Annotated in this window: 20 protein-coding genes, 1 pseudogene and 1 riboswitch; of the genes and pseudogenes, 13 read left to right on the forward strand and 8 right to left on the reverse strand. The window is 52.7% G+C overall.

The genetic code is table 11. The features are described 5' to 3' along the window. Positions 1 to 73: 73 nt before the first annotated feature. The 3 genes and pseudogenes from tnpA to LQZ21_RS12765 all read right to left on the reverse strand — a co-directional run bounded on the left by tnpA (position 74) and on the right by LQZ21_RS12765 (position 3,616). Positions 74 to 415: pseudogene (gene tnpA / locus LQZ21_RS12755) on the reverse strand (IS200/IS605 family transposase). Between the two features lie 516 nt (positions 416 to 931). After that, positions 932 to 2,440, reverse strand: coding sequence for a CoA-acylating methylmalonate-semialdehyde dehydrogenase (locus LQZ21_RS12760; RefSeq protein WP_411044902.1), 1,509 nt, complete (start codon positions 2,438 to 2,440; stop codon positions 932 to 934). A 69-nt stretch (positions 2,441 to 2,509) separates the two neighbouring features. Continuing rightward, entirely contained in the window at positions 2,510 to 3,616 is a 1,107-nt protein-coding gene (locus LQZ21_RS12765) for an NAD(P)-dependent alcohol dehydrogenase (protein ID WP_411044903.1), read from the reverse strand. 439 nt (positions 3,617 to 4,055) lie between these two features. Between LQZ21_RS12765 and LQZ21_RS12770 the strand changes: the two genes are divergently transcribed. The 5 genes from LQZ21_RS12770 (at position 4,056) to LQZ21_RS12790 (ending at position 11,329) form a co-directional block, all read left to right on the forward strand. Further along, on the forward strand, positions 4,056 to 5,495 hold the full coding sequence (locus tag LQZ21_RS12770; protein ID WP_411044904.1) for an aldehyde dehydrogenase family protein: 1,440 nt from the start codon (positions 4,056 to 4,058) through the stop codon (positions 5,493 to 5,495). 98 nt (positions 5,496 to 5,593) lie between these two features. Beyond that, entirely contained in the window at positions 5,594 to 6,781 is a 1,188-nt protein-coding gene (locus tag LQZ21_RS12775) for an MFS transporter (RefSeq protein WP_411044905.1), read from the forward strand. A 92-nt stretch (positions 6,782 to 6,873) separates the two neighbouring features. Beyond that, entirely contained in the window at positions 6,874 to 8,334 is a 1,461-nt protein-coding gene (locus LQZ21_RS12780; protein ID WP_411044906.1) for an FAD-binding oxidoreductase, read from the forward strand. 18 nt (positions 8,335 to 8,352) lie between these two features. Beyond that, the gene (locus LQZ21_RS12785) at positions 8,353 to 9,648 is read left to right on the forward strand and encodes a (Fe-S)-binding protein (RefSeq protein WP_411044907.1); all 1,296 of its coding nucleotides are present in this window, start codon (positions 8,353 to 8,355) and stop codon (positions 9,646 to 9,648) included. Between the two features lie 13 nt (positions 9,649 to 9,661). Next, positions 9,662 to 11,329, forward strand: coding sequence for an FAD-binding oxidoreductase (locus tag LQZ21_RS12790; RefSeq protein ID WP_411044908.1), 1,668 nt, complete (start codon positions 9,662 to 9,664; stop codon positions 11,327 to 11,329). 90 nt (positions 11,330 to 11,419) lie between these two features. Here LQZ21_RS12790 and LQZ21_RS12795 read toward each other — a convergent pair whose 3' ends face one another. From LQZ21_RS12795 to LQZ21_RS12805, 3 genes are all read right to left on the reverse strand, one after another. Beyond that, a complete protein-coding gene (locus LQZ21_RS12795) occupies positions 11,420 to 12,010 on the reverse strand; it encodes a TetR/AcrR family transcriptional regulator (RefSeq protein WP_411044909.1) in 591 nt (196 codons plus the stop codon). Positions 12,011 to 12,745: 735 nt separating this feature from the next. Continuing rightward, on the reverse strand, positions 12,746 to 12,982 hold the full coding sequence (locus LQZ21_RS12800) for a UPF0175 family protein (RefSeq protein WP_411044910.1): 237 nt from the start codon (positions 12,980 to 12,982) through the stop codon (positions 12,746 to 12,748). A 325-nt stretch (positions 12,983 to 13,307) separates the two neighbouring features. Further along, positions 13,308 to 14,276, reverse strand: a complete 969-nt coding sequence (locus LQZ21_RS12805) for a ketopantoate reductase family protein (protein ID WP_411044911.1) — start codon at positions 14,274 to 14,276, stop codon at positions 13,308 to 13,310. Positions 14,277 to 14,513: 237 nt separating this feature from the next. Here LQZ21_RS12805 and LQZ21_RS12810 point away from each other — a divergent pair, with 237 nt between their 5' ends. The 7 genes from LQZ21_RS12810 to LQZ21_RS12840 all read left to right on the forward strand — a co-directional run bounded on the left by LQZ21_RS12810 (position 14,514) and on the right by LQZ21_RS12840 (position 22,211). Further along, complete coding sequence (locus tag LQZ21_RS12810; RefSeq protein ID WP_411044912.1) at positions 14,514 to 15,383, forward strand: sulfide/dihydroorotate dehydrogenase-like FAD/NAD-binding protein; 870 nt, start codon at positions 14,514 to 14,516, stop codon at positions 15,381 to 15,383. 10 nt (positions 15,384 to 15,393) lie between these two features. Beyond that, positions 15,394 to 16,896 carry an NADPH-dependent glutamate synthase gene (gltA, locus tag LQZ21_RS12815; protein WP_411044913.1) on the forward strand — a complete coding sequence of 501 codons (1,503 nt, stop codon included), beginning with the start codon at positions 15,394 to 15,396 and terminating at the stop codon, positions 16,894 to 16,896. Between the two features lie 101 nt (positions 16,897 to 16,997). Further along, positions 16,998 to 17,152, forward strand: a riboswitch (FMN riboswitch). Between the two features lie 102 nt (positions 17,153 to 17,254). After that, a complete protein-coding gene (locus LQZ21_RS12820) occupies positions 17,255 to 18,313 on the forward strand; it encodes a BMP family ABC transporter substrate-binding protein (protein WP_411044914.1) in 1,059 nt (352 codons plus the stop codon). 85 nt (positions 18,314 to 18,398) lie between these two features. Next, positions 18,399 to 19,997, forward strand: coding sequence for an ABC transporter ATP-binding protein (locus tag LQZ21_RS12825; protein WP_411044915.1), 1,599 nt, complete (start codon positions 18,399 to 18,401; stop codon positions 19,995 to 19,997). Next, a complete protein-coding gene (locus tag LQZ21_RS12830) occupies positions 19,990 to 21,120 on the forward strand; it encodes an ABC transporter permease (RefSeq protein ID WP_411044916.1) in 1,131 nt (376 codons plus the stop codon). Before LQZ21_RS12825 ends, LQZ21_RS12830 begins: the two co-directional genes overlap by 8 nt. After that, the gene (locus LQZ21_RS12835) at positions 21,113 to 21,997 is read left to right on the forward strand and encodes an ABC transporter permease subunit (protein ID WP_411044917.1); all 885 of its coding nucleotides are present in this window, start codon (positions 21,113 to 21,115) and stop codon (positions 21,995 to 21,997) included. Before LQZ21_RS12830 ends, LQZ21_RS12835 begins: the two co-directional genes overlap by 8 nt. Before the next feature lie 13 nt (positions 21,998 to 22,010). Continuing rightward, the gene (locus tag LQZ21_RS12840) at positions 22,011 to 22,211 is read left to right on the forward strand and encodes a hypothetical protein (RefSeq protein WP_411044918.1); all 201 of its coding nucleotides are present in this window, start codon (positions 22,011 to 22,013) and stop codon (positions 22,209 to 22,211) included. Between the two features lie 226 nt (positions 22,212 to 22,437). Here the strand turns inward: LQZ21_RS12840 and LQZ21_RS12845 are convergent, their stop codons facing one another. Both LQZ21_RS12845 and LQZ21_RS12850 read right to left on the reverse strand, forming a co-directional pair. Next, entirely contained in the window at positions 22,438 to 22,659 is a 222-nt protein-coding gene (locus tag LQZ21_RS12845; protein WP_411044919.1) for a type II toxin-antitoxin system HicB family antitoxin, read from the reverse strand. 333 nt (positions 22,660 to 22,992) lie between these two features. Continuing rightward, positions 22,993 to 23,208 (reverse strand): PIN domain-containing protein, encoded by a 216-nt coding sequence (locus LQZ21_RS12850; RefSeq protein WP_411044920.1) that lies wholly within the window; start codon positions 23,206 to 23,208, stop codon positions 22,993 to 22,995. A 93-nt stretch (positions 23,209 to 23,301) separates the two neighbouring features. Here LQZ21_RS12850 and LQZ21_RS12855 point away from each other — a divergent pair. Next, positions 23,302 to 23,417 (forward strand): DUF4372 domain-containing protein (locus LQZ21_RS12855; protein WP_411044921.1); only part of this gene is annotated, 116 nt, incomplete at its 3' end.

The raw sequence follows: 23,417 nt of genomic DNA on the forward strand, positions 1-23,417 counted from the left end.
GGAATTGTGCACTAGCAAACCACCTCCGCCAAAAATAGCTTCGCCCCAACCCTTTCTGGAGGGTCTGTTATGATTAAACCGGACAGCAGTGCTCCTGGATATACTTTCGTATCGTTGCCTCATCACGTCCCACCGTTGACACATAATATCCCCTCGCCCAGAAATTCATCCCGCTGAAATTCTTTCTCCTCCCAACAAATTTTCGTGCTATCGCTATCGCACTTTTTCCCTTGATATATCCCACCACTTGGGCGACAGAGTATTTCGGCGGTATCTCTATCAGCATATGTACATGGTCCGGGCACAGATACCCTTCCAAGATTTTGCTCTCTCGTTCCCTTGCCAGTTCCCGAAATATGCATCCCAAATATTTTGCCACCCCTCCCTACAGTCTCTTCTGTCGACCTTTTGGTATTCATACCAAAAGGTACTTACATTCCCACATACTATGGTTTAAATTCTTTTTATCGTTCATTTTTACTCCTGTCTGTTGAACTTTGAGCGGTTCACTTTGGCAGGAGGTTATTTTATATTCCCTGAAATGTCAAACTTTTGAGTCCCCCGGCAAAGCCGGGGGTTTACCGATTGAAATTAGGAAATTCCCAGAGCAGGCATGGTAGTGGGCGAATACCCGGAAGGGCTATTGGCGGATAGCCCAATACTCAAACACACTCTCTCCACCCAGTATCTTGAATCGATTGGATTCCCCGATAGGCTGGAACAATTTGAGAAGCTCCACGAGAGGATAGGCATGTTCCTGAGATTACGGATGCCTATTCCCGCCCATTGAACCACCATGTAGGATCCGTACACCCGGTGGTGTGAGAAGAGGGCTACTCAGTTAATGGGTAGCCCTCCTATTCGATTTAGCCAAAACTAACTATGGACCTCCATAGAGACTCCCTCCATAGAGACTCATTGAAAACGGAGCTTATAAAGCGCCGTCCCATGTAGAAACTTTGGTCTTCCGGGTTTCTTCCTCGGTAAACCAGTGAGTTGTAACCACTTTGCTTTCGGTATAGAAACGCAGTCCGTCCTTGCCCAGACAGTGAAGATCTCCAAAGAAGGAAAGCTTGTGTCCGGCAAAGGGGAACATACCGGCGGGTACGGGGATACCCACATTTACTCCTACCATACCTCCATGGGTCCTCTTGGCAAACTCCCTGGCATAGTAGCCGTTTTGGGTAAATATCACCGAACCGTTGGCAAAGGGATTGTTGTTCATCAGGGTTATTCCGTCCTCAAAATTCTTTACCCGTTTTATGCAGAGTACGGGGCCGAAAATCTCACTCTGGCCCACGGTCATCTCCGGCGTAACATGATCGAAGATCGTATGCCCAATATAAAAACCCTTCTCATAACCCGGAACCGATATGTCTCGGCCGTCCAGAATCAACCTAGCCCCTTCCTGAATTCCCTTTTCAATCCAGCCCAGCACAAACTTTTTATGATCCCCGGTGACAACAGGCCCCAGATCGGTGGTCTTGTCATAGGCGGGACCGACCTTTTTGGTCTTTACCTGCTTGACCAATTCTTCAACAAGCTGATCCGCGACGCTTTCTTCAACCGCGACAGCGGGAAGGGCCATACAGCGTTCACCGGCACAGCCGAAAGCGGAGTTGATGATTCCCGCGGCGGTTCGGGCAATGGGAGCATCCGCCAGCACTAGGGCATGGTTTTTCGCCTCGCAGAGGCACTGCACCCGTTTGCCGTTAGCCGCGGCCGTAGCGTATACATGGCGGCCTACAGAGGTGGAACCCACAAAGGTAATTCCTTTAACATCAGGATGGGTGAGGAACAGTTCCGCCTCGTTTCGGGAACAGGTAAGGATATTGACCACACCGTCGGGGAGCCCCGCTTCCCGAAGCAGGGCCGCCAGCCGCAGAGAAGTCATGGGTGTCATGGAAGCGGCTTTGAGTACCAGAGTGTTTCCGGTGGCAATACACATGGGCATCATCCAGCCCATGGGGATCATGGCCGGAAAATTGAAAGGGGCAATCCCCGCAAAAACACCGATAGGTTCCCGGTAGAGGGTGGAATCAAAACCCTTGGTGATATTCATTAAGGATTCTCCCATTATCAGGGAGGGGACCCCGCAGGCTACTTCCACAGGTTCTTTTACTTTAAGAATATCTCCTTTGGATTCTTCCCAGTTCTTTCCGTTTTCCCGGCAGAGCATATAGGTAAGTTCATCCATGTTTTGTACCAGGAGATCCCGGAATTTGTATAACACTTCTACCCGCTTTGGGCAGGGTGTATTGCTCCATTCGGGAAAAGCGGTCCTGGCAGCCGCGATAGCGCTTTCCACTTCTGCCGCGGTACAACAGGGAGTCTCGGCGATTACTTCTCCGACTGATGGATCGTAAATCTCCATATACTTCCCGCTTGAACTTTCCACAAACTTTCCGTTAATAAAGGGTTTCAGCTTTTCAATAGCCATGACGATCCTCCATGAATTTGAACCGATAATCTACCGGCATTATGTAGTGAGCTTATACGAATTAAGCTCTTAATCAAACAGTAAAATTGGCTTAATTGCGACGCCTGAATGTGAATCTTCAAAAGCCCGGTTGATATCTTTAAAATCGTAGAATTTTACAAGTTTGTCGATTGGCAGCCGGCCTGCTTTGAAATATTCAACGAGTTTCGGAATAAATACCTGCGGGTTTGATCCGCCTTCCGTCAGCCCCACGAATTTTTTGCTGGGATTCATAAGGCCCATTTCGATGGGGATACTGATCTCCGCCGGCCCCGTAACGCTGCAGACGACGGCCGTTCCAAGGCGGCGTAAACACAGGAGAGCCTGGAGAGAACAGCCGGGTATACCGGATGATTCTACGGCATAATGGGCGCCGCCATTCGTGATTTCCTGAATTTTGGCGACGACATCTTTCGTCTCCGCCGCATTGATGGTTGTTGTCGCCCCCACTTCCAGTGCCAGTTTAAGGCGTGAGGGAACAATATCGACGGCGATTATTTCCGTACACCCCGAAATTGCTGCTGCCATGACAGCGCTCATTCCAACGCCGCCGCAGCCGAAGACGACCAAAGAAGTTCCGGGCTCCGGTTTACAGCGGTTGAAAACCATCCCGGTGCCCGTCTGAACGCCGCAGCCCATGGAACACAGATACTTCAGTCTGTCGTCGGGAACTCCTGTAACTTTAACGGCATTGCGGGCGTCGACGATGGCATATGCCGCAAACGAACCCTGGGCAAAGAAGGAACCGACGGCCTCGCCGTTCAGGCTGATCCGCCGCGTTCCGTCCTTGTAGGCGCCACTGAAGAAAAGTTCATTCAGATGATCACATGCGTAAGGCGCCCCGTCAAGGCAGAAACCGCAATGGCCGCAGGAGGGGAAAGTCAATGCAACCCGGTCCCCGGGTTTTAACGTGTCTACGGCATCACCAGCTTCCTCTACGATACCAACCCCTTCGTGGCCGAAAACCTGGGGGTACGTGATCCAGGGGATAAATCCCTGAATCCCCGCCGCGTCGGTATGACATACACCGGCAGCCAGGATCTTTACCAATACCTCTGATTGTTTGGGCGGCGCAAGGTCGACTTGTTCAATGGACAGTTCTCCCTTACTCCTTGTGACAGCAGCAGTGATTTTCATAGGAATGCCTCCTTGGCAAAAAATGATGAATCAAATTGACAAAACCGATTCACCTAATTGATTCAGTATACCACCGTATATTACGGCGTCAAGAAAAAAAGTGTTTTTTGTCAATAAAACCGAATGCGTTACCTAATAAAATACCGAATATATTTTTCTCAAAGGTATCATATTTAAGAAAATAGTATATTTATGTAAAAAATTAACTATTTTTATGCTATAAAACAAATATTTATACAAAATTATGGTATTTTATGCATAAAAATAAAATAATAAAAACCTGTCTATTTTTTGGGGGGTAAAAAAATTTAAAAAAAAGTGTTGACAATTATCCAGAACGGGGTGATCATTCTTTAATATCCAGATTAAACGAGCGGTATGGCGCGTTTATATTGGTATTTCTGGAATTACTGGCACCATATTAAGCGAGGAGGCAGTTATGAAAGAGTGGCAAATGTATATCGCCGGACAATGGACAGGAGCGTCAAGCGGAGAAACATTTGATGATTTTGATCCGTATTCGGGAGAATTGTACGCGAAAATACCTAAAGCAGGTCCCGAAGACGTAGAACGTGTAATGGCGGCCGCGTATAAGGCAAGGGAAGAATGGGCCGCAACACCGCCAGCAGTCCGCGGTAGAAAGCTGATGGAGGCGGCGCGGCTTCTGGAAGCGAAGCGTTCCGAATTTGCCGACATACTGACCCACGAAGGCGGGAGCGCCTTCGGCAAGGCGATGTTTGAGATTGACGCCACGGTGGATCTACTATACACGGCGGCGGGGGATGCCAAACTGGTCATGGGAGAGACCTTCCATACGAATCTGGGGCGTTTTAACATGAGCGTCCGCAAACCACGGGGCACAATCGTAACCATTTCCCCCTGGAATTTCCCGCTGATACTGTCCATGTACAAAATTGCCTACGGTTTGGCCACGGGTAATACCGTCGTACACAAGCCGTCCAGCGAGACCCCGGCTATCGGGATCAAGGCGGCGGAATTGTTCCATGAGGCGGGGTTCCCGGCCGGCGCGATGAACGTTATCACGGGTCCGGGCGGCGCCCTGGGCGATCTGCTGATAGCCGACAAGCGCTGTTCCTATGTCGCGGTTACCGGCTCTACGGTTACCGGCCGCCATGTAGCCGAAACGGCCGCCAGGCATTTCAAGCAGTACTACCTTGAACTCGGCGGCAAGAACCCGCTGATCATCCTTGCCGACGCCGATATGGAATATGCCATCAAAACCACGATTATGAGCGCCTTCCTTCATCAGGGGGAAATCTGTATGTCGGCGGATCGGATCATAGTGGAAGAGAAGATTGCCGAGGAATTCGCCGCAGGCCTTGCGGAATTTACCTCGCACCTTCCGACAGGTGATCCCGCCAATCAGGGGACATTTATCGGGCCGGTCATCAACGATAACCAGATAAAGGTCATCCAGGAGCATGTGAGCGACGCCGTGAAAAAGGGCGCGAAACTCCTGACAGGGGGTAGCTACGAGGGCCGGGTGTATAAACCCACAGTGCTGAAAGATATAAAGCCCGATATGCGGATCTACTATGAGGAAACCTTTGGGCCGGTCGCCTCTGTCATCCCCGTAAAGGACGAAAAGGAAGCCCTGGCCGTAGCCAACGATACGCTGTACGGTCTGTCTTCCGGCATTATCACTTCCAATTACGAAAAGGCGATGTACCTTGCCAACGGCATGGAAGCGGGCATGGTCCATGTGAACAGCGGTACGGTCGACGCGGATTCGGTAGTTCCCTTCGGCGGCCTGAAAGAAAGCGGCATGGGCAGAGAGGGCGGCCGCTATTCGTGGGAGGAATTTACCGATGTGCGCTGGTTAACGATGGATATCGAAAAACAGAAATATCCGTTCTAACCAGGACGCCCGGAAGCGGTTTTCCGGGTGTCTTTAACCACGGGCTGAAAGCCCATCAAAATAACACAGTAGTGTGTTGAACCAACAGGAGGTTTCCAATGGGACAGGATAATAAAAAAATTGCGTTGTCGATTTACAGTTTTTCGATCTTGATGATGGGTGTCATCGCCATCGCCGGCGGCATGGGTGTTATCGCCCAGAATTTTCCGGGCAAAGATATCAATGCCCTTATTGCGCTTCCTTCAATCCCGATTATCATTGTGACCATTGTGGCGGGTAAGCTGCAGGAGTATATTCCGATTAAGGTTCTTGTCGTTATCGGGATATTGTGTTTCATTGTCGGCGGCATTCTTCCGGTATTTATGACCGATTTTTCGACGATCCTCATCATGCGGGTGATTTTCGGCGTCGGTGTCGGTTTGTCGCAAACCCTGTCTTCCGCCCTGGTGGGCATGCATTTTGAAGGCGCGGAACGGCAGAAGGTGATGGGGCTTCAAACTTCGGCGCAGATGATCGGCGCCGCGGTTATGATGTTTGCCAGCGGTTATCTCGCGCGGTTTGGAGGATGGAGCGGCGCGTTCTATGTACACCTGCTTGCCATCGTTTCGCTGATTGTCGTACTGCTCTGTCTCCCCATGGATAAACCCTTACGGAACCAGAAGGGCGGGAACGCCCCGGCGGAAAAAGTCAAATTGACCGGCGCCGCGGCGGGCTGGGCCGTCACGCTGACGATCTTCTTCTTTGCCGGGATGGTTCTGGCGCAGTTCCTGTCGTTGTATATAGGAACCCACATCATTACCGATGATCCCGGCGCCGCCGCCGCTGTCTCCGGCTGGGGAACCATGATCTTCGCCATCGGCGGATTTTTAATGGGCCTTTTGTACGGCAAGCTCAACAGCGCCGCCAAAAACGCCACGCTGGGCATAGGCTTGTTCGTCGGCGTAGCGGCGTACCTCATCGTCGGTTTTTCGGCGACGGTACCGGTGATGATTATCGGCAGTTTCCTGTACGGCGCCTGTGTTTCCATCGTAATGGCCAGTGTGATGACGGCTACGGCCATGTCCGTAAGCCCCATTGCCATACCCCTGGCAATCGCGCTGACCACCTGCGGACAGAACATCGGATCATATATCTGTCCGTATATTTCCACGGCAGTGGCCGGTCTGTTCGGCGAGGATATTACCCGGAACGTCTTTATTTTCGGGGCGATCCTCTTTGCGGTTATGGGTGTTATCACCCTTATTTGGGGTGTCGCGCAAAACGCGCGGAAGCCGGCCGAGGCATAACGGTCGTAAGAGGCAGGAGGAGTTGTGTCCTGTTGGGGACGCTCCTTCCTGCCTGAAATTCAAGTATAGTTTTAAGGGAGCGGTTTATATCCATGAAAAACAGTCTCCAGGCTATTTGCGGGCAGGCCGGTGTGATCGACGATCCCAGAGTGCTTGCGTCATATAAGGAAGCTCACAGTTTTGATTTGCTTTTTGAACCCCGGTTTATTGTTAAGCCGGAGAACGCGGGACAGGTTGAGGCCCTCGTTAAATGGGCGAATAAAACGACAACGCCGCTGATTCCCGTGAGTTCCACGGGCGTAAAGCTTCGGGGGGACAGCGTACCCGGTGTTCCCGAAAGCATCGTCGTTGATCTTTCGGGAATGAATACAATTCTTAACGTCAACCGCCAGCAGAGGATGGTGGTTGTCGAACCGGGGGTCACCTACGACGCGCTTAACGGAGAATTGGCAAAGTACAATATGGTCATCGCCGGGAGCTTAAAACCGAAGGCGGGGCAGTCGGTCCTGACGGATGTGCTTGAGGCTGTACCAAGGCTCAATCCCATGATCCAATGGTCGTTCTTTGATCCCCTGCGTTGCGTCGAGGTTACCTGGGGAGACGGCACCAGAATGTACACAGGTGAAGCCGCGGGGGGTCCCATGGATCTGAAAACCCAATGGGAAAAACAAATGTGGCAGGTTCAGTATATGGGGCCGTGGATGCTTGATTATTACCGGCTGCTGACCCAGGCTCAGGGCAGTATGGGTATTGTCACGTGGGCATCCCTTAAAACCGCCGTAAAACCCCTTATCCATCAACTGTACCTGGCCGAAGCGCGGGATCTTGGACAATTGACGGATTTTGTCCGCCAGGCGGTGTGGACGCGTTTCCCGGATGAACTATTTATCCTCAACGGCAGCCAGCTTGCCAACATTGTCGGACAAACCCCGGATGAGATATCAAAACTGAAAGAATCTTTTCCTCCGTGGATTGTCGCGGTTGGAGCCGCCGGCAGGGAGCTTGTCCCGGAACTTCGTTTCAAAGCCCGGTCGGAGGATCTTATGGATATCGCTCAAAGTTTCGGCCTGGATCTGCGGGAAGGCATCGCCAATCTCAGCGGCAACTCGCTGTATAAAGAAGTTACCGGTACCTGTGCGGGTGTATACTGGAAAGACATTTACGCCGGCTCCCATCAGAACGTGTTTTTTCTCACGCAGTTGGACAAGGCGTCCTGTTTCCTCGGGGCGGTCCGGGAGATTGCCCTGCGTTACAGGTATCCGGTAGAGGATATCGGCGTATACATCCAACCCAGGCACCTTGGCAGCAGTTATCATATGGAGTTTACGTTTCCCTACGATCCTGCCGGTCCCGGGCAGACGGCCCGGATACAAGAAATGGTAAAAGCGGTCAGCTTTTCTGTTTCCGAATTGGGCGGGTATTTCTCCCGGCCTTACGGGCAATGGGCAAAAATACAGCTCAACAAGGACGCCCGGACATTGTCGGCGTTAAAAAAACTACAGGGGATCTTTGATCCGAACCATATTATGAATCCCGGAAAATTGGCTGTTTGACGGAAAGGAGGATATGAAATGCCGCTAAAAGGTTATGAAGTCACGCTTGAGGATTTCAGGCCAATGCAGGAACGCTGTTCCAATTGTCTGGGCTGTAAATTTGTTCCCTTCGAGAAAATCAAGAGTCATCGGTTTTCCCGTAACTGTCCAAGCATCTGGTATTACAATTTCAATACGTACTCCGCCCGGGGACGTTTTCAGCTGGGCCAGACTTTGCAGGACGGTTATGTGGATTGGAACGGCCAGGCTCTTGACGCTGTCTTCAACTGTCAGGCCTGCGGGGCTTGTGACATCGGCTGTAAGATAACGCGGTTCAACCTTGAGCCCTTGGCGCATAATATTGCGCTGAAAGAAAGGGCGGTAGAAAAAGGCCTTGCGCCGCCGGCACTGGAAGCCGCCGCCCGTCAATTGTCGAGCCAAAAAACCATGCTGCCTGGAGTGAAAAAAGAGGACCGGACGGCGTGGGCGTCGGAATGTAAGCTGAAAGACCTTTCCGCGGGTGAAACGGCGGCCTACGCGTTCTTTCCGGGATGCCAGTACGCGTATAACCCGGTTTTGCAATGCAAGGCGCGGTCACAGGTGAAGATTCTCCTGGACGCGGGCGTTGATCTCGGCTTTTTCGGCAATGGCGATATGTGCTGCGGCGGCAGGGCAAAGCAAATGGGTTTTCGGGAAGCCTTTGAGCAGGAGGCCGGGTATAACGCAAAGATATGGGCGAAGATTCCCGGAATAAAACTCGTGACCCCCTGCGCCGATTGTTATCATGCCATCAAACGCCAATACCCCGCGTTGGGTTATAATGTTGAGGTTGTCCACACATCCGAGTTGATTTGCGATCTGATAAAAAAAGGAAAGCTGAAATTCAGGAAAGATCTGAATTTAACCGTTACATACCACGATCCCTGCCATCTCGGCCGCCTCGGCGAGCCTTTTGAAGCCTGGGAGGGGACTGAAAAAAAGGTCCTCAATCAAATCCATACATGGGAGCCCCGGCGGCCCCGCTACGCGGGTACGGACGGCGTTTATGACGCGCCGCGGGAAATCCTGAATGGCATTCCGGGGCTGCGCCTGGTCGAGATGGAACGAATCCGGGAAAACAGCTGGTGCTGCGGCGCCGGAGGCGGCTGCGGCTTATTCAACGAAACCTACGCGCTCTCCGTTGCCGGAGAGCGCGTTACGGAAGCGTTGTCGACAGGGGCCCGGACGATTGTAACCGGATGTCCCTGGTGTGAAATCAATTTAAAGACTGCCTGTACCGGCGGGACGATTGATGTAGTTGACATCATGGATCTTGTTGCTCAGTCACTGTCATAGGGGAGGAAGAAAAATGGCTTTGGAAAGAGAAGTATACCGCGCTCTTGAAGATATTGTCGGCGTGAAAAATGTCTCCGAAGATCCCGCCGTTACGGAAAATTACCGGTGCATCACGGCGCAGTCTTCCGCCCACTATGGACCGTATGATCACAGAACCCCGAAACCGCAGGCCGTTGTTCTTCCGGGAAGTACCGAAGAGGTGCGGCAGATCGTTAAACTCTGCAATAAATACAAAATTGATTTCAAGGCGTCTTCAACATTCTGGGCGGCGATGGGATTTATCGGCAGCGATAACGCCATTCAACTGGATATGATCCGTATGGATAAGGTTGAAATTGACGCGAGAAACATGATGGCTGTGGTCGAACCCTTTGCCGTCGGAGGAACCGTCCAGGTTGAGGCGATGAAGCAGGGGCTTAACCTGAACATCGCGGGTGTCGGCTGCTCCAGTTCGACTTTGGCGGGGACCGCGGGATGGGTTGGTTTTGGTCCGAGTTCCATCTTTATGGGTATAGCCAGCGAAAATTTGCTGGGAGCCGAGTGGGTACTTCCGGACGGGGAGATCATCAGGACGGGTACGCTGGGAGCCGACGACTCCTGGTTCTGCGGCGAAGGTCCCGGTCCCAGCGTACGGGCGATTTTCCGCGGATGGACGGGTACGGCGGGAACCATGGGCGTATGTACGAAAATAGCGGTGCGCCTGCATCCCTGGCCGGGCCCGAAATGGATCCCCGTCAGGGGGACCGCCCCGGCATATTTCGCAGATCATCTGGATAACATCCGCGCCTATACGGTCTGCTTCCCGGACTGGGACGCCTATGCGGAAGGATTCCGCCTGTTCTACGAAGCGGACATCTGTTACCTGGCGCACCGGCAATTCAATATGTTCGGCAGGAACATCAAAACGGCCATGGTTGAAATTCTGACACATCCGGAGAAACAGTTCTGCGATCTTACCGAATTGATGGAGGATCCCTATATTAAAGAGCAGAATGAGCAGATGAAGATAGATGTGCAGGTTATCATTGCCGGATTTACGGAGCGGGATCTCGACTATAAAGAGAAGGCGTTTAACGCCATATTGGAGCAGACAGGCGCGCACAAGTCCGAATACTATCTGCAGCCCGATATTGAGGATTTTGTCAAACTGTATCTGCTTCGCCTGGGACGCAAGAACTATAATTATACGCTCTGCGGAGCCTATGAAGGAAACTTCGGCCTTTCCCCCAATGTATTTGTCGCGGCGCCTTTAATGGAAGAAGCGGCGGCGCTTAAAGCAAAATGGGAACGTGAAAGTACGGCGGTGGCCGCGGTAGGCGGCGATTCCGACATGGGCAGCGTGTCCGGCATAGGCGGCGGCGGTACGACCGGCTGGGAATTTTTCGTACATTTTGACGCCTACGAAAAGGATTCCATAAAAGGCGCCCGCGAGATGATTGACAAATCCCAGGCATGGACGACATCGAAAGGCCTGGGACAGGATTTCGGCAGATGGAACGCGGATACCCGGCGTCCCGACGGTTATAATTATACCCAGGAAGAACACGACGCTTTTTACGGCAAAATACATCAACCGGCATTGGCAACATATCAATGGAAAGTTCGGGAAGCATTTAACCCGAATCATTTAACCGGTTCGTACTATAAAACCATGACTCCGCCGGAACTGAAAAAAAAGTGAGACGTTCATAACCGTTTTACCAAAAGGCGGCCGGTTCCATCCGGCCGCCTTTTGGCGTATACCACGAAATAAAAGGGTTGATAATCTTCATTAGACGAAAATCCGCTTGGCGATTTCAATGTCCGTAACAACCCGTTCAAGAAAATCATACCGACCGCTTTCCACGACCCAATCAAAAAGCAAACCGCGGATTATAAGAAGAAAATAATCCACAATCTTTTCTGTAGTATACGTCCGGGTAAAAATGCCGGTTTCCTGGGCATCGATTACGATCTTAGTCAGCAACGTAAACATATACCGGGAACGATCATTAAAAAACGGCGACTGTACGCGGAGGATGCTTCGCGTATGGTCAAGCCCCCTGCTCGCGTGAAAATCGGCGTAATACTGAAAGAATTTCGTCAGGCTTTCACCCGCGTTTTTATGGGAGAGGATATTCGGTTCGTTCTGTTTAAAATATTGATCGATTTGTTTGAAAAGTTCTACGAGGATGTCCGTTTTGGATTTGTAATAATGATAGAAAGCGCCTATAGAAACCCCCGCCTGTTTGCTGATATCCTCAATAGTTACTTCCTCATAGCCGTATTTATCTATCAACTTGACTGCGCTTTTGAGTAATTTGTTTTTAGTTTTAAGCGCACGCATCGCACGACTGGTCTTGGGTAAAGGTTTTTTTATCATACGTAATTTATATTTTATAACACCCCGGCGTTATATTTTCCTTTCAAATTATTTGTACCGCTAATATGGCGCCTTCCTGTTCCTGTCAAAAACGAGAAAAATTTCCGCTTGAGCATATATAATGGCTTCAACGAGGCCAAAATTTATTCGCAGGGAGGTTCATTCATAGTAGGGTCTGAATCCCAAGCCAATCAAGAAAATAACCTTTAATTATTATCAATAAGACTAAATTGTTTGTCAATATGCATACGGCTTACTCCAGCAATCCTCAGTTTAAAAATTTTTCATGCAGAAAAAGCTTGAAAATAACGATTTAATCGGTTTTATCCCAATTGGTGTCTATTTTTTTATACATATTTTGCCAATTTGGTACATTATTTTTCTAAACTGAGAATTGCTGGGTTTACTCCATGCCGAAATCAGGCGTATTATTGGGAAAAATCACCGAACAGGATGGATTGTCCCCTCCTCAAAAAAACACCTGCAGGCAAACCCTACACACCATCCCTCATATCGATATCAAAACCTTCGGCTTTATGCCCTCTTTTTAAATCTCCTGATATCTGAGCCAGTTTCAAAACTTGGGAAAGTTTTTAACTGGCTTTGGTGTTGCTCAGTCTTAAATCCTTATATAATAAGGATTTAAGACTGAGCAACACCCTACATTTAAGATTGCTATTTCAAAATCTGACATTTTGAAATAGCCTCATCCAGGCCGTATCCGGAATGATAAGCCTATTGGGATATACGGGCATGTGCGATTTCCCATTTCACATCTTCCTCAGTCATGGTAACTACGGGGATCCCATATCGTATAAGCAGTTCATAAAAGGCTCGATAAGAGAGGCCGGCCACTTCCGCGGCTTTTCCCAGAGATAACTTATCGGCTTCAAAGAGCTTCATGGCAAAAAGTATCTGGGCATCGGTTTGGGAAATATTTGCCACATCGGGAACTTCTAGGGTAAACTGCATATATAGCCTCCATATAGTTAGTATACTGCTCCTCATGGTTATATGTCGATATGATAAAAAAAGAGGATTCCCCCATTCTTAATAGCGCCGGAATACGAGAGAGACTGTAGCACAAAACTGTAGCATTTTTGCCTTTTTCCCTGATTTTCCTCCTTTAATTTTGATTAATTTCCATTGACATTCTTCTATACTATAGTCTATTCTATACCAAGCCAAGATAGTGTATACTAAAGTAGACATTCATTTTGAATCCGTAGGTGGCAGATTCGAGTCCTGTCGAACGCAGTGAGACCGGACGTCGTAATGCCTGGTCAGAATAGACTCATCAACCCGGGCGCGTTTTTTTGGTGCCGGCTAGAGTGATCGGGTAAGCGCCGGGATAGGTCTGTTCAATAGTCCGTAATTGCAGATAGAGGGTCTCGTTTACCGGAACGGGGATGCGGTGCTTTTTGCCCAGTTCCGTCATGGCAAGGCCGAACATTTCCACCTCGGTTTTGCGCCCTGCCAGGACGTCCTGGGCCATGGAAGTATACCCTGAGGGGTTTAGGGTATTCACCGTCTTATACCAGTGGTCTATATCCCCCTCGTTGAGGTCTATGCCTTCGGCATTCGCTATGATTATCACTTCTTTCATGGCCTTTTCAGCCAGGAGGCGGGCTTCCTCTATCTCTCCGGGACCGCCCGTGCGCTGTATCGCCCCGTAGGGGAGGCGGAGCGCCGCGGTGGTCTGGTTGACCCCCACGTTAATCATATATTTGTACCAGAGCAAACGTTTCATGTCCGGCTGGAGGACAAAGGGGACCCCGGTCCTGGTAAAAAAAGCGGCGATGCTGTTTTCCCGTTCCCCGTTTTTGCCTTCAGCGTCACCGAAATTGATGATCCCCTTTTGGTGATAGCTTGTCTCTTCCCCGCTGTGGAAGGCGTCGGTACCGATGATCATTGCCAGGGGGAGCCGATCCCGGCCATAGGCGCGGCCGATGATGTCCTCGCTGGAGATACCGTTGAGCAGGGAAAGTATACGGGTGTCCTTTCCCACATAGGGCCTTATATCTTTGATGATCTCACCCAAATGGTGAAATTTCGAGGCGACGATAATGAGATCCACCGGTTTTTCGCCGCCAAAACGGAACTCCAGGCGCCGGCCGTTCACGGTAAGCCCCTTGTTACGGTAACGTTCCAGGCGCTCTCCCTGGGCCAGGATGGAAATGCAATGGGGGTCCGCGTTATAAATGGTCTCCGCAACCACAAGCCCTATGGCCCCGGCGCCGGCGATTAATACCGAGTTGATGATCACCTAAGTCTCCTCCCGGTAAGTATCGCATTTTTTTCCCTCACTGACAATTCGATGAGCCCTTTTCATAGGGACGGTACCAGGGGGTCTCAGGATCCGATGACCCGGCAGGCCGTGATTCTGAAACAGCAGGAACTTTCCAAAATTTCAGTTTTGGGAAAATCCCCACCGGCTTAATTTTTTACCAGGCCCTTGTACTTATCGATAAAATAATATACATTATGTCCATGGAGGAACATCATGAACAAAATTATCTCCAAAAAACAGTTGTCCGCCGATGTATACGAGGTGGTGGTGGAAGCCCCCCTGATCGCCCGGGCTCGTAAGGCAGGGCAATTTATTATTGTTCAGATCGATACGGATTGGGGTGAACGGATCCCCCTTACCATAGCCGATGCGGACCCGGAAAAGGGAACCCTTACGATGGTATTCCAAACCGTGGGAGCCTCTACCCATAAGCTCGCGGCAAAAGAGCCCGGAGATACGGTGGAAAACATCCTGGGGCCCCTGGGAAATCCCACCCATATTGAAAAATTCGGGACCGTGGTTTGTGTCGGAGGCGGTATTGGGGTGGCCCCCCTCTACCCCATCGTCCAGGCTATGAAAGCCGCGGGGAACCGGGTTATTGTCATCATCGGCGCCCGGACCAAGGAACTGGTGATCTTTGAGGACCGGATGCGGCAATATGCAGACGAGTTGGTGGTGGTTACCGATGACGGTTCCTACGGCAGAAAGGCCCTGGTTACGGAGCCCCTCAAGGAGTACTGTGCCGGACTTTCGCCCAAGCCGGATCTGACGGTGGCTATCGGGCCTCCGATCATGATGAAATTTTGCGAAAAAACCACCGTCGAATTCGGGGTCCCCATCATGGTTTCCCTCAATACCATTATGATCGACGGTACCGGGATGTGCGGCGGTTGCCGGGTAACCGTGGGGGGAGAGGTCAAATTCGTCTGCGTGGACGGCCCGGAATTTGACGGCCACCAGGTTGATTTTGAGAATATGATGCTCCGGATGCGGGCTTTTAAACAGCGGGAAGATGCGGATCATCATAAATGCCATCTAGAACTCGGCCTGGAGTCCCAGCCGGCGGCCGCAACTCAAAAATAGGGGGAACAACATGAACGAAGAAGCAAAAACCGTGAGCCGGCTTGATGATGAAGCAAAGGCCCTCTTGACACCGATATTGGAACGGAAGGCCCGGGGGGAAAACCTCAACGCCAGGGACCGGATGGCTATCCCCGCCCAGGAGATGCCCGCCCAGCCTCCCGAAGTCCGGAACAAAAACGTAGACGAGGTTGCCCGGGGATACGGAGAAAACCAGGCCCGTCTGGAGGCGGAACGCTGCTTGGGTTGTAAAAATGCGCCCTGTATTAAGGGCTGTCCCGTGCAGGTCCCCATTCCCCGGTTCATTGCGGAAATTCAAAAGGGGGATTTTAAAGCGGCGGTGGATGTGATCAAGGAGACCAACCTGCTCCCGGCGGTGTGCGGACGGGTTTGTCCCCAGGAAAAACAGTGCCAGGCCGAATGTACCCTGGGCAAGAGCCTTAAAAATATTGAAAAGGCCGTAGCCATCGGCCGTTTGGAACGGTATGTGGCGGACTGGGAGCGGGCAAACGGCAAGGTCACCACCCCGGCGGTAAAAACGCGGACCGGAAAAAAGGTGGCCGTTATCGGTTCAGGTCCCGCGGGACTCACCGTGGCGGCGGACACGGCCCGGGAAGGGCACGAGGTATCAATCTTCGAGGCCTTCCACAAGCCCGGGGGAGTGATGATCTACGGTATCCCCGAATTCCGGCTTCCCAAGTCCATAGTCCAGGCCGAGGTGGAGACCCTCAAAAAAATGGGGGTCCGGCTTGAAACCAATTTTCTCGTAGGAAGGACCCGGACCATCAAGGAGTTTCTTGAGGAGGATGGTTACGACGCGGTCTTTATCGGCGTGGGAGCGGGGCTTCCCAAATTCCTCGGATGCCCCGGGGAAAATCTCGTGGGGGTAGTCAGCGCCAATGAATACCTCACCCGGGCGAATCTGATGAAGGCCTATGATCCGTCGCAGGCCGCTACCCCCATGTACCATTCCCGGATTGCGGTGGTCATCGGCGGCGGTAACGTTGCCATGGACGCCGCCCGGATGGCCCTCCGGCTGGGGGCGGAACAGGTCCATGTGATCTACCGCCGGACCAGGGAAGAAATGCCTGCCCGGGCCGAAGAGGTGGAACACGCCATGGAGGAGGGTATCGTCTTTAACTTTTTACGGAACCCTACCCGCTTCCTGGGGGATGATCAGGGCCGGGTTACCGGAATGGAACTCCTCAAATACGAATTGGGCGAAAGCGATGCCTCGGGCCGGAGAAGCCCCGTGGTCATAGCCGGTTCGGAATATACCTTTGACTGCGATACGGTGATCGTTGCCCTGGGGAACGAATCCAATCCCCTGCTTACCAGAACCACGGCGAATCTTTCGGCGGACAAGCGGAGCCGGATCATCGTGGATGAAACCCAAAAAACCTCCCTGGCAAAGGTGTACGCTGGGGGAGACATCGTGTTGGGCGCCGCCACGGTGATCCTCGCCATGGGAGAAGGCCGCCGGGCCGCCCAGGCGATCAACACCTTGTTGGGGTAAAGCCGGGGTCCTCAAAACCGACGGCTAAGGAATATTTCGTTAATTTTCTGGTATGGTACCATAGTTTCTTGACATACTAACGATCCGGTAGTATACTTACAGTAGATTTTCAGGGTCGGGTGCGCGGTGGATTATCCGCTGTCATTCCCAACCGGCGGTATAGCCCGCGACTTTAGGATATTTTTACGGAAGTGTCCTAAACTGAACCGGTGAAATTCCGGCGCCGACGGTAGAGTCCGGATGGAAGAAAATTGTGTGGGCGGAACTAAAAACATTCCGCAAACTCATTTCCAAGAACATCAGCCCTGGACATCCGGGGCTTTTTTTTATCCCGGATTTTATTATGCCGGAGGCAGCTATGGTATCTGGGTTTTTCAGAAAAGGGGCGTTTGCGGTATTTCTGTTTTTTTCCGCGGTTTTGGTATTAACCGGGTGCGGGGAAAAAAAATCCGATAAAAACAACGTTTCCCCGGCAGCGGCGGATACATCAAAAAGTATCGTCGTGTTTATCCCCGGGGTTATGTCCGGAAGTCCCATCTACGAGATGCTGGCGGCAGGGGTAAACCGGGCGGCGGCGGAACAACCGGGGGTAACGGCTCAGGTGATAGAGGGAGGGTTTAATCAGGCCGAGTGGGAACCCCGGGTAAGCGCCCTGGCCGCTTCGGGGATCTACGACCTCATTGTTTCCTCCAATCCTTCCCTTCCCGCCATAGCGCAAAGCGTATCGGCTAAATTTCCCAGGCAGAAATTCCTCCTCCTAGACGGTGAAATTTGGGGGAACCCTAATATCTATACCCTCCGTTATAACCAGTGGGAGCAGGCCTTTATGGCGGGGCATATCGCGGCCCTGGTGACGATGTCCGCCAAAGAAGGGGCGGGGCACTACCGGGTGGGCCTGGTGGCGGGGCAGGAATATCCCGCCATGAACAATATCATCCTGCCCGGCTACCTTGCCGGAGCCCGGTCGGTGGACCCCTCCTTTACCGCGGACTTCCGGGTAGTGGGGAATTGGTTCGATGCGGGGACCGGGGCGAGTCTGGCGGCGGATATGTTCCGGGGAGGAACCGCGGTGATCCTCTGTATCGCCGGCGGGGCCAACGAAGGGGTGGTCCAGGCCGCCGCCGAAGCGGGGGCCAAGGTCGTATGGTTTGATACCAATGGTTACGGGATACGCCCCGGAACCGTGGTGGGGAGCTCTGTTTTATACCAGGATAAGGCGGCTTACGAACAAACAAAACGGTATCTGGAGGGAACCCTGCCCTTTGGCGAGGCCGAGGTGGTGGGGGTTGCCGATGGTTTTGTCGACTTTATTGAGGACGATCCCCATTATATCACCGCCGTGAGCCCGGAAATCCGGGCAAAGCAGGCCGAATTAATCCGGCGGATCCGGTCAAGGGATCTCCCTTTGAGGGAATGAGGGAACATGAAGAACCCAGGAGCAGGTTCCGGGACATGGAAGCCGCCTTCCAACCGGTCCCTGGCTTAAGGGGAGGCTACCCGGAATGGTGGAATTACGCGGAATAGGAAAATATTTTCCTGTTAATGGAGTCTATGCCCTGGATAACGCCGGTTTTGAACTCCGGCCCGGGGAAATTCACGCCCTGTTGGGGGAAAACGGGGCGGGAAAGTCCACCCTGATGCACATCATGGCGGGTTACCTAAAACCCAGCAAGGGGGGTATTTATATTAATGGGAAGGAGCAGCATTTTGCCGTTCCGGCGGACGCCCTGGCCGCGGGGATAGGCATGGTCCGCCAACATCCCAATTTGGTACCGGGTTTTAAGGTTTGGGAGGATTGTATCCTGGGCAGTGAACCTGCTTCCGGCCCGTTTATAAACCGAAAAAAGGCCCGAAACCAAATCCGTTCCCTTTCCGAGCGCTGGGGTTTTGACCTCCCCATAGACCGGCCCACAGACTCCCTTACCGTAAGCCTCCGGCAAAAAACCGCGGTTCTGGCGCTGCTCCTCCGCAATGCGGCGTATCTGGTGTTTGACGAACCCACGGCGGTGCTCACCCCTGGGGAAACCCAGGGACTGTTTACCCTTTTTACCCAGCTTAAGGCCGAGGGGAAGGGGATCGTACTCATTTCCCATAAACTGGAAGAAACCTTGGGCCTGGCGGATCGGGTAACCGTTTTAAGGAAGGGAAAGACCGTGGCGGTCCGTTCCTCGGCCGACCTGGACGGTAAAAGCCTGGGAAACCTCATGTTCGGTCTTGAAGAAACGGAAGAGAAACCCGGCGATCCTTTCTTGCCGAATCCGGAGATACCTGCCGGAGCGAACCCCACCGCCTTATCGGTTTGTAAACTATCGGTGGAATTACCGGGACGGCCCTTTATCCGGGGGGTGGATCTGGAGGTCTCCCCCGGCAAGATCCTGGGTATTGCCGGGGTCAGGGACAGCGGTCTTGAAACCCTGGAACTGGCGATTGCCGGTTTTTTGCGGCCCACCGGGGGAACCGTAACGGTTAACGGCCGGGATATTACCGGCCAGGGTCCCGGAGCCTTCCGGAACGCCGGGGCGGCTTACCTGGGGGCGGGTATCTCCGGAAGCGCCCCGTCCCTTTCCATCCGGGACAACATCATCCTCCACGCCCATCGCCGTTCGACCCGGGGGTTTTGGGGAAAACTGGGGTTTATGGATAGGGATTACCTTGATACGTGGATCGGAATGGTCCTGTCCAAAGCCCATCTGTTCCGCTCCCCCGGGGCGGGAATGGCGTCTTTTTCCGGGGGTATGATCCAGCGGCTCATCCTGGCCAGGGAATCCGCCGAAGGGGCATCCCTTTTTGTATTGGCCGAGCCTAACCGGGGGCTCGATCAGGTCAGCCGGGCCACTCTGATAGGGAAACTGCGGGCCTATGCCGACTCGGGAAAGGGGATCCTCATTTTTTCCACGGATACGGAAGAATTGGCTATCCTTTCCGACGAAATCCGGGTACTCCGGAACGGGGTATTCTCCACCCGGATCTTTTCTGACCCCCTGAAAAACCGGAACGACCCCGGACGTATCCGGGAAATAAAAAACCGCATCGGCCGGGCCATGGCGGAGGAGACCCCTCCCCGGGAAAAGGTGGAAATCCAGGGGGCCCCCCATGGTTAAACCGGCGCGAACCGCCTTTGCAAAACAACCGGGAATTTCCCCCCTCTTCCGGGGAGTTATCTGGGGGCCCTTCATTACCCTGGCGGTCGCGGTGTTGTTAACGGTAGTCCTGATCGTGTTTAATTCCCCCCGTCCCCCCCATACCCTCAGGGCCTTTTTCATCGGTCCCTGGGCATCCCCTTGGTTCCTGGGCAATACCCTGGACTACATCAGTCTGCTCCTTACCGCGGCTCTGGGCATAGCGCTGGCCTTCCGGGGGGGGTGCTTCAACCTGGGCGGAGAGGGGCAGATCTACCTGGGGGGACTGGCGGCGGCCCTGGTACTCCTATCGGGCGGCGCCGGGGAAAGTCCGGTGGCGCCGGGTTACGCGGCGGCCTTCGGACTCCTCTGCCTGGCGGCCCTGGCAGCCTTGACCACGGGGGGTATCATGGGGGCGATATCGGGGGTATTAAAAAGAAGATTCCACACCAGCGAGCTCATCACTTCCTTTTTATTATCCGCCGCCCTCACTCCCCTGGGAGATTACCTGATCTCCGGCCCCCTCCGGGATCCCCAGGGAAATCTTTTGGCCACCCCCCCGTTTCTCCCGCGCCGGCTGCTCCTCCGGTTCCTCCCCCCGTCAAACCTGTCCGTCTCCTTTGCCTTCGCCCTTATCCTGGTCATTGGTGGTTACCTCTTTATCTATAAAACCGCCCCGGGCTACCGGTTCAGAATCGCCGGCGCCGCCCCGGACTTTGCCCGTTACGGCGGAATCCGGCCTGAATCATACTGGACCCCGGCGCTCATCGTCTCGGGGGCCCTGTCGGGTCTTACGGGCTTTTTTGCCGTGGCGGGAACCTATGGACGCTGCCACCTCGGCTTTCCCGGGGGCCTCGGCTGGAACGCCATTGCCGTGGCCCTTATCGCCCGGAACAACCCCCTGGCCCTGTTTCCCGCGGCCCTGATCTATGGATGGCTCAAGGCCGGTTCCGATTCGGCCCTCCTCGCCTCGGAACTTAACTTTGAAACCGTTGCGTTTATTCAAGCGACGGTCCTATTGTTGGCCACCGTTCATTTCGCGGGGTCCCTGCTGCGATGGCCCTGGGTACTCCAAAAAAAATACCGGGGGAAACATCGTGATTGATAGTCTCCTCACCTCAGCCACCCCCCTTTTACTGGCCGGATTGGGGGCCTTACTCACGGAACTTTCCGGGAGCCTGGGAATATTTATTGAAGGCTTCATGGTCCTGGGATCTTTTTTTGCCTGGATTCTCGCGGTTAATACCGGCTCGGTGTGGCGGGGAACCCTTTTAACCGCCCTGCTGGGGGCCCTTGCCGGCTGGGGGCTTGCCCGGTTCGTCCGTAAGACCAAGGCCAATCCCTTTATTGCCGGCCTTGCCCTGAACCTTGCCGCGGTGGGCATCACCGATTCCCTTTCCCGGGCCTGGTTCGGCACCAAAGGGGTTTTACGGGCCCCGGACCTTTCCATTCCCGGGCCAATTTTTCTTCCCCTGATCGATAAACTCCCCGGGCTGGGGAAGATCCTGTCGGGGCAGCTTCCGTTTACCTATAGTGCCTGGGCCTTCATCATCCTGGGGGGCCTGATTATCGGGAAAACTCCCCTGGGGCTGCGGTTTCGGGCGGCGGGGCGTTCCCCCCTGGCGGCGGAGGAACGGGGGCTCCACCCGGCATGGTACCGGGAAGGGGCCTGGGCCGCGGCGGCTTTCCTCGCCTGCCTTGCCGGGGCTTCCTTAAGCTTCCGGGTAGGGGCCTACATCCCCGGCGGCGTGGCCGGACGGGGGTGGATAGCCCTGGCGGTGATCTACCTGGGGTTCCGTACCGTCTGGGGGACCGCCGCCGCCGCGTTGGTTTTCGCCCTGGCGGAATATATCGGCTTTGGCCTGCAAGGGTTCGCGGCCCTCCCCGCCACCGTACTGTTAGGACTCCCCTCCGGCCTGGCCCTGATCCTCTATACCCTGTCCCATCTTTGGGTAAAAAAGGGCAGCCCTCCGGATATATAGGTAGGAGACGAATATGGCGAAAATGACCGAACAGGAAGCATGGGAACCGGACGATCTCTTGACCCGCACCGATCCCGAACTTGGCGCCAATGGCACCGGGTTCCTGAGCCGCAGGGATGCCCATCTTATGGGGCTGGATAACGTGTCCGTCAATTACCTGATGACCAAAGCGCAGGCGGATCATAAAACCCCCGTCCCGATGAATTTAAAATAGAACCTCTCTCGGTTTCTATAGCTTATAGAAATTTTGATTCGTTGCGAAGGGTCCATACCCAAGAACCCGCTCACGCGGGGGAGCCTTGGGGCGAAACCAAGGGTATGGACCCTGAGTCAAATACCTTACGAGAACAACATACCCCGTCCGCTTGCGGGGCTGTTGATTGCGCTGTTGTCGAATATAATAACTATCTTTCACATGACGCCCTGCGTTCCATGAATGATCACATAGCCCTTACCTGGCTTCTTATCGAACGGTCAAGATGACCTGTCTTTTTCTCGATAGCTTTTTCTTTCTCGTCCTCAAGATAAAAGTCATAAAGATCAAGAAGCATCTCCTCAAGTTCGGATATGCTCTTGCCTTGTGTCCAATGTTCCGGCCAACAATTCAGATAACCCAAATAGCATCCGTCCGGCTCCTGCCAATAGGTATAATCAATTTCCATCTTAATACTCCTCACCTGTCCGCTGTTCAGTCATGCTGCCTATGGGTTTCTCCTGTTTGTTCCGCAGCAGACGCCATGCTTAAAAGCCGCCTGACTGAACTCAATACCGGTGTCCATATAAATATAACATAAAAAGAAAGGGCAGGGAAGACGATCCTCCGAATAGAAAAGTATATCCCGCTGTTGTTCTTCTTCAATGGATTCCGGGCCGTGCCGGTGGTTTTTTAGCCAGCCTGTTTTTCGTCCTTTATGGCTCCTGGTCCCTGCGTTACCCGGCGGCGAAGCATATACGGACCTGTCATGCGAAGTTTGGGCATTTATACAATTTATTTTTTATTTCCAGTTTTCAATGATTATATTATCTATCCTATTAAAATGTTGTTGATTATTTGTCACTAATATTAGATTATTAACAATAGCTGTTGAACCTATTAAAATATCAAAATCATCAATTGTATTACCAGCCTTCCGCAAATTAGACTTTGTTTTTGCATATTCTTCAGTAACTGCCATATTAAGATTTATTATTTTTATAATACTTCTTATCACTAGTGTCCAAAACAGGATATTGAAAAAGTCCTAACTCCAATGTAGTATGAATAGGAAACTAATCTAAAACATTACTACATAAGGAGTTAGGACATGAACAAGCATAACACAATCTTTGGACAATTGCTAGCCCTGGTTTCGAGATCTCTTTTTGAAAAGCTGGTCAAGAAGCATAATTCGGAGTACCGAGCCAAGGGGTTGCGAAGCTG

The organism is Treponema sp. TIM-1, from assembly GCF_046533115.1.
Classification (GTDB): domain Bacteria; phylum Spirochaetota; class Spirochaetia; order Treponematales; family Breznakiellaceae; genus JAIRMO01.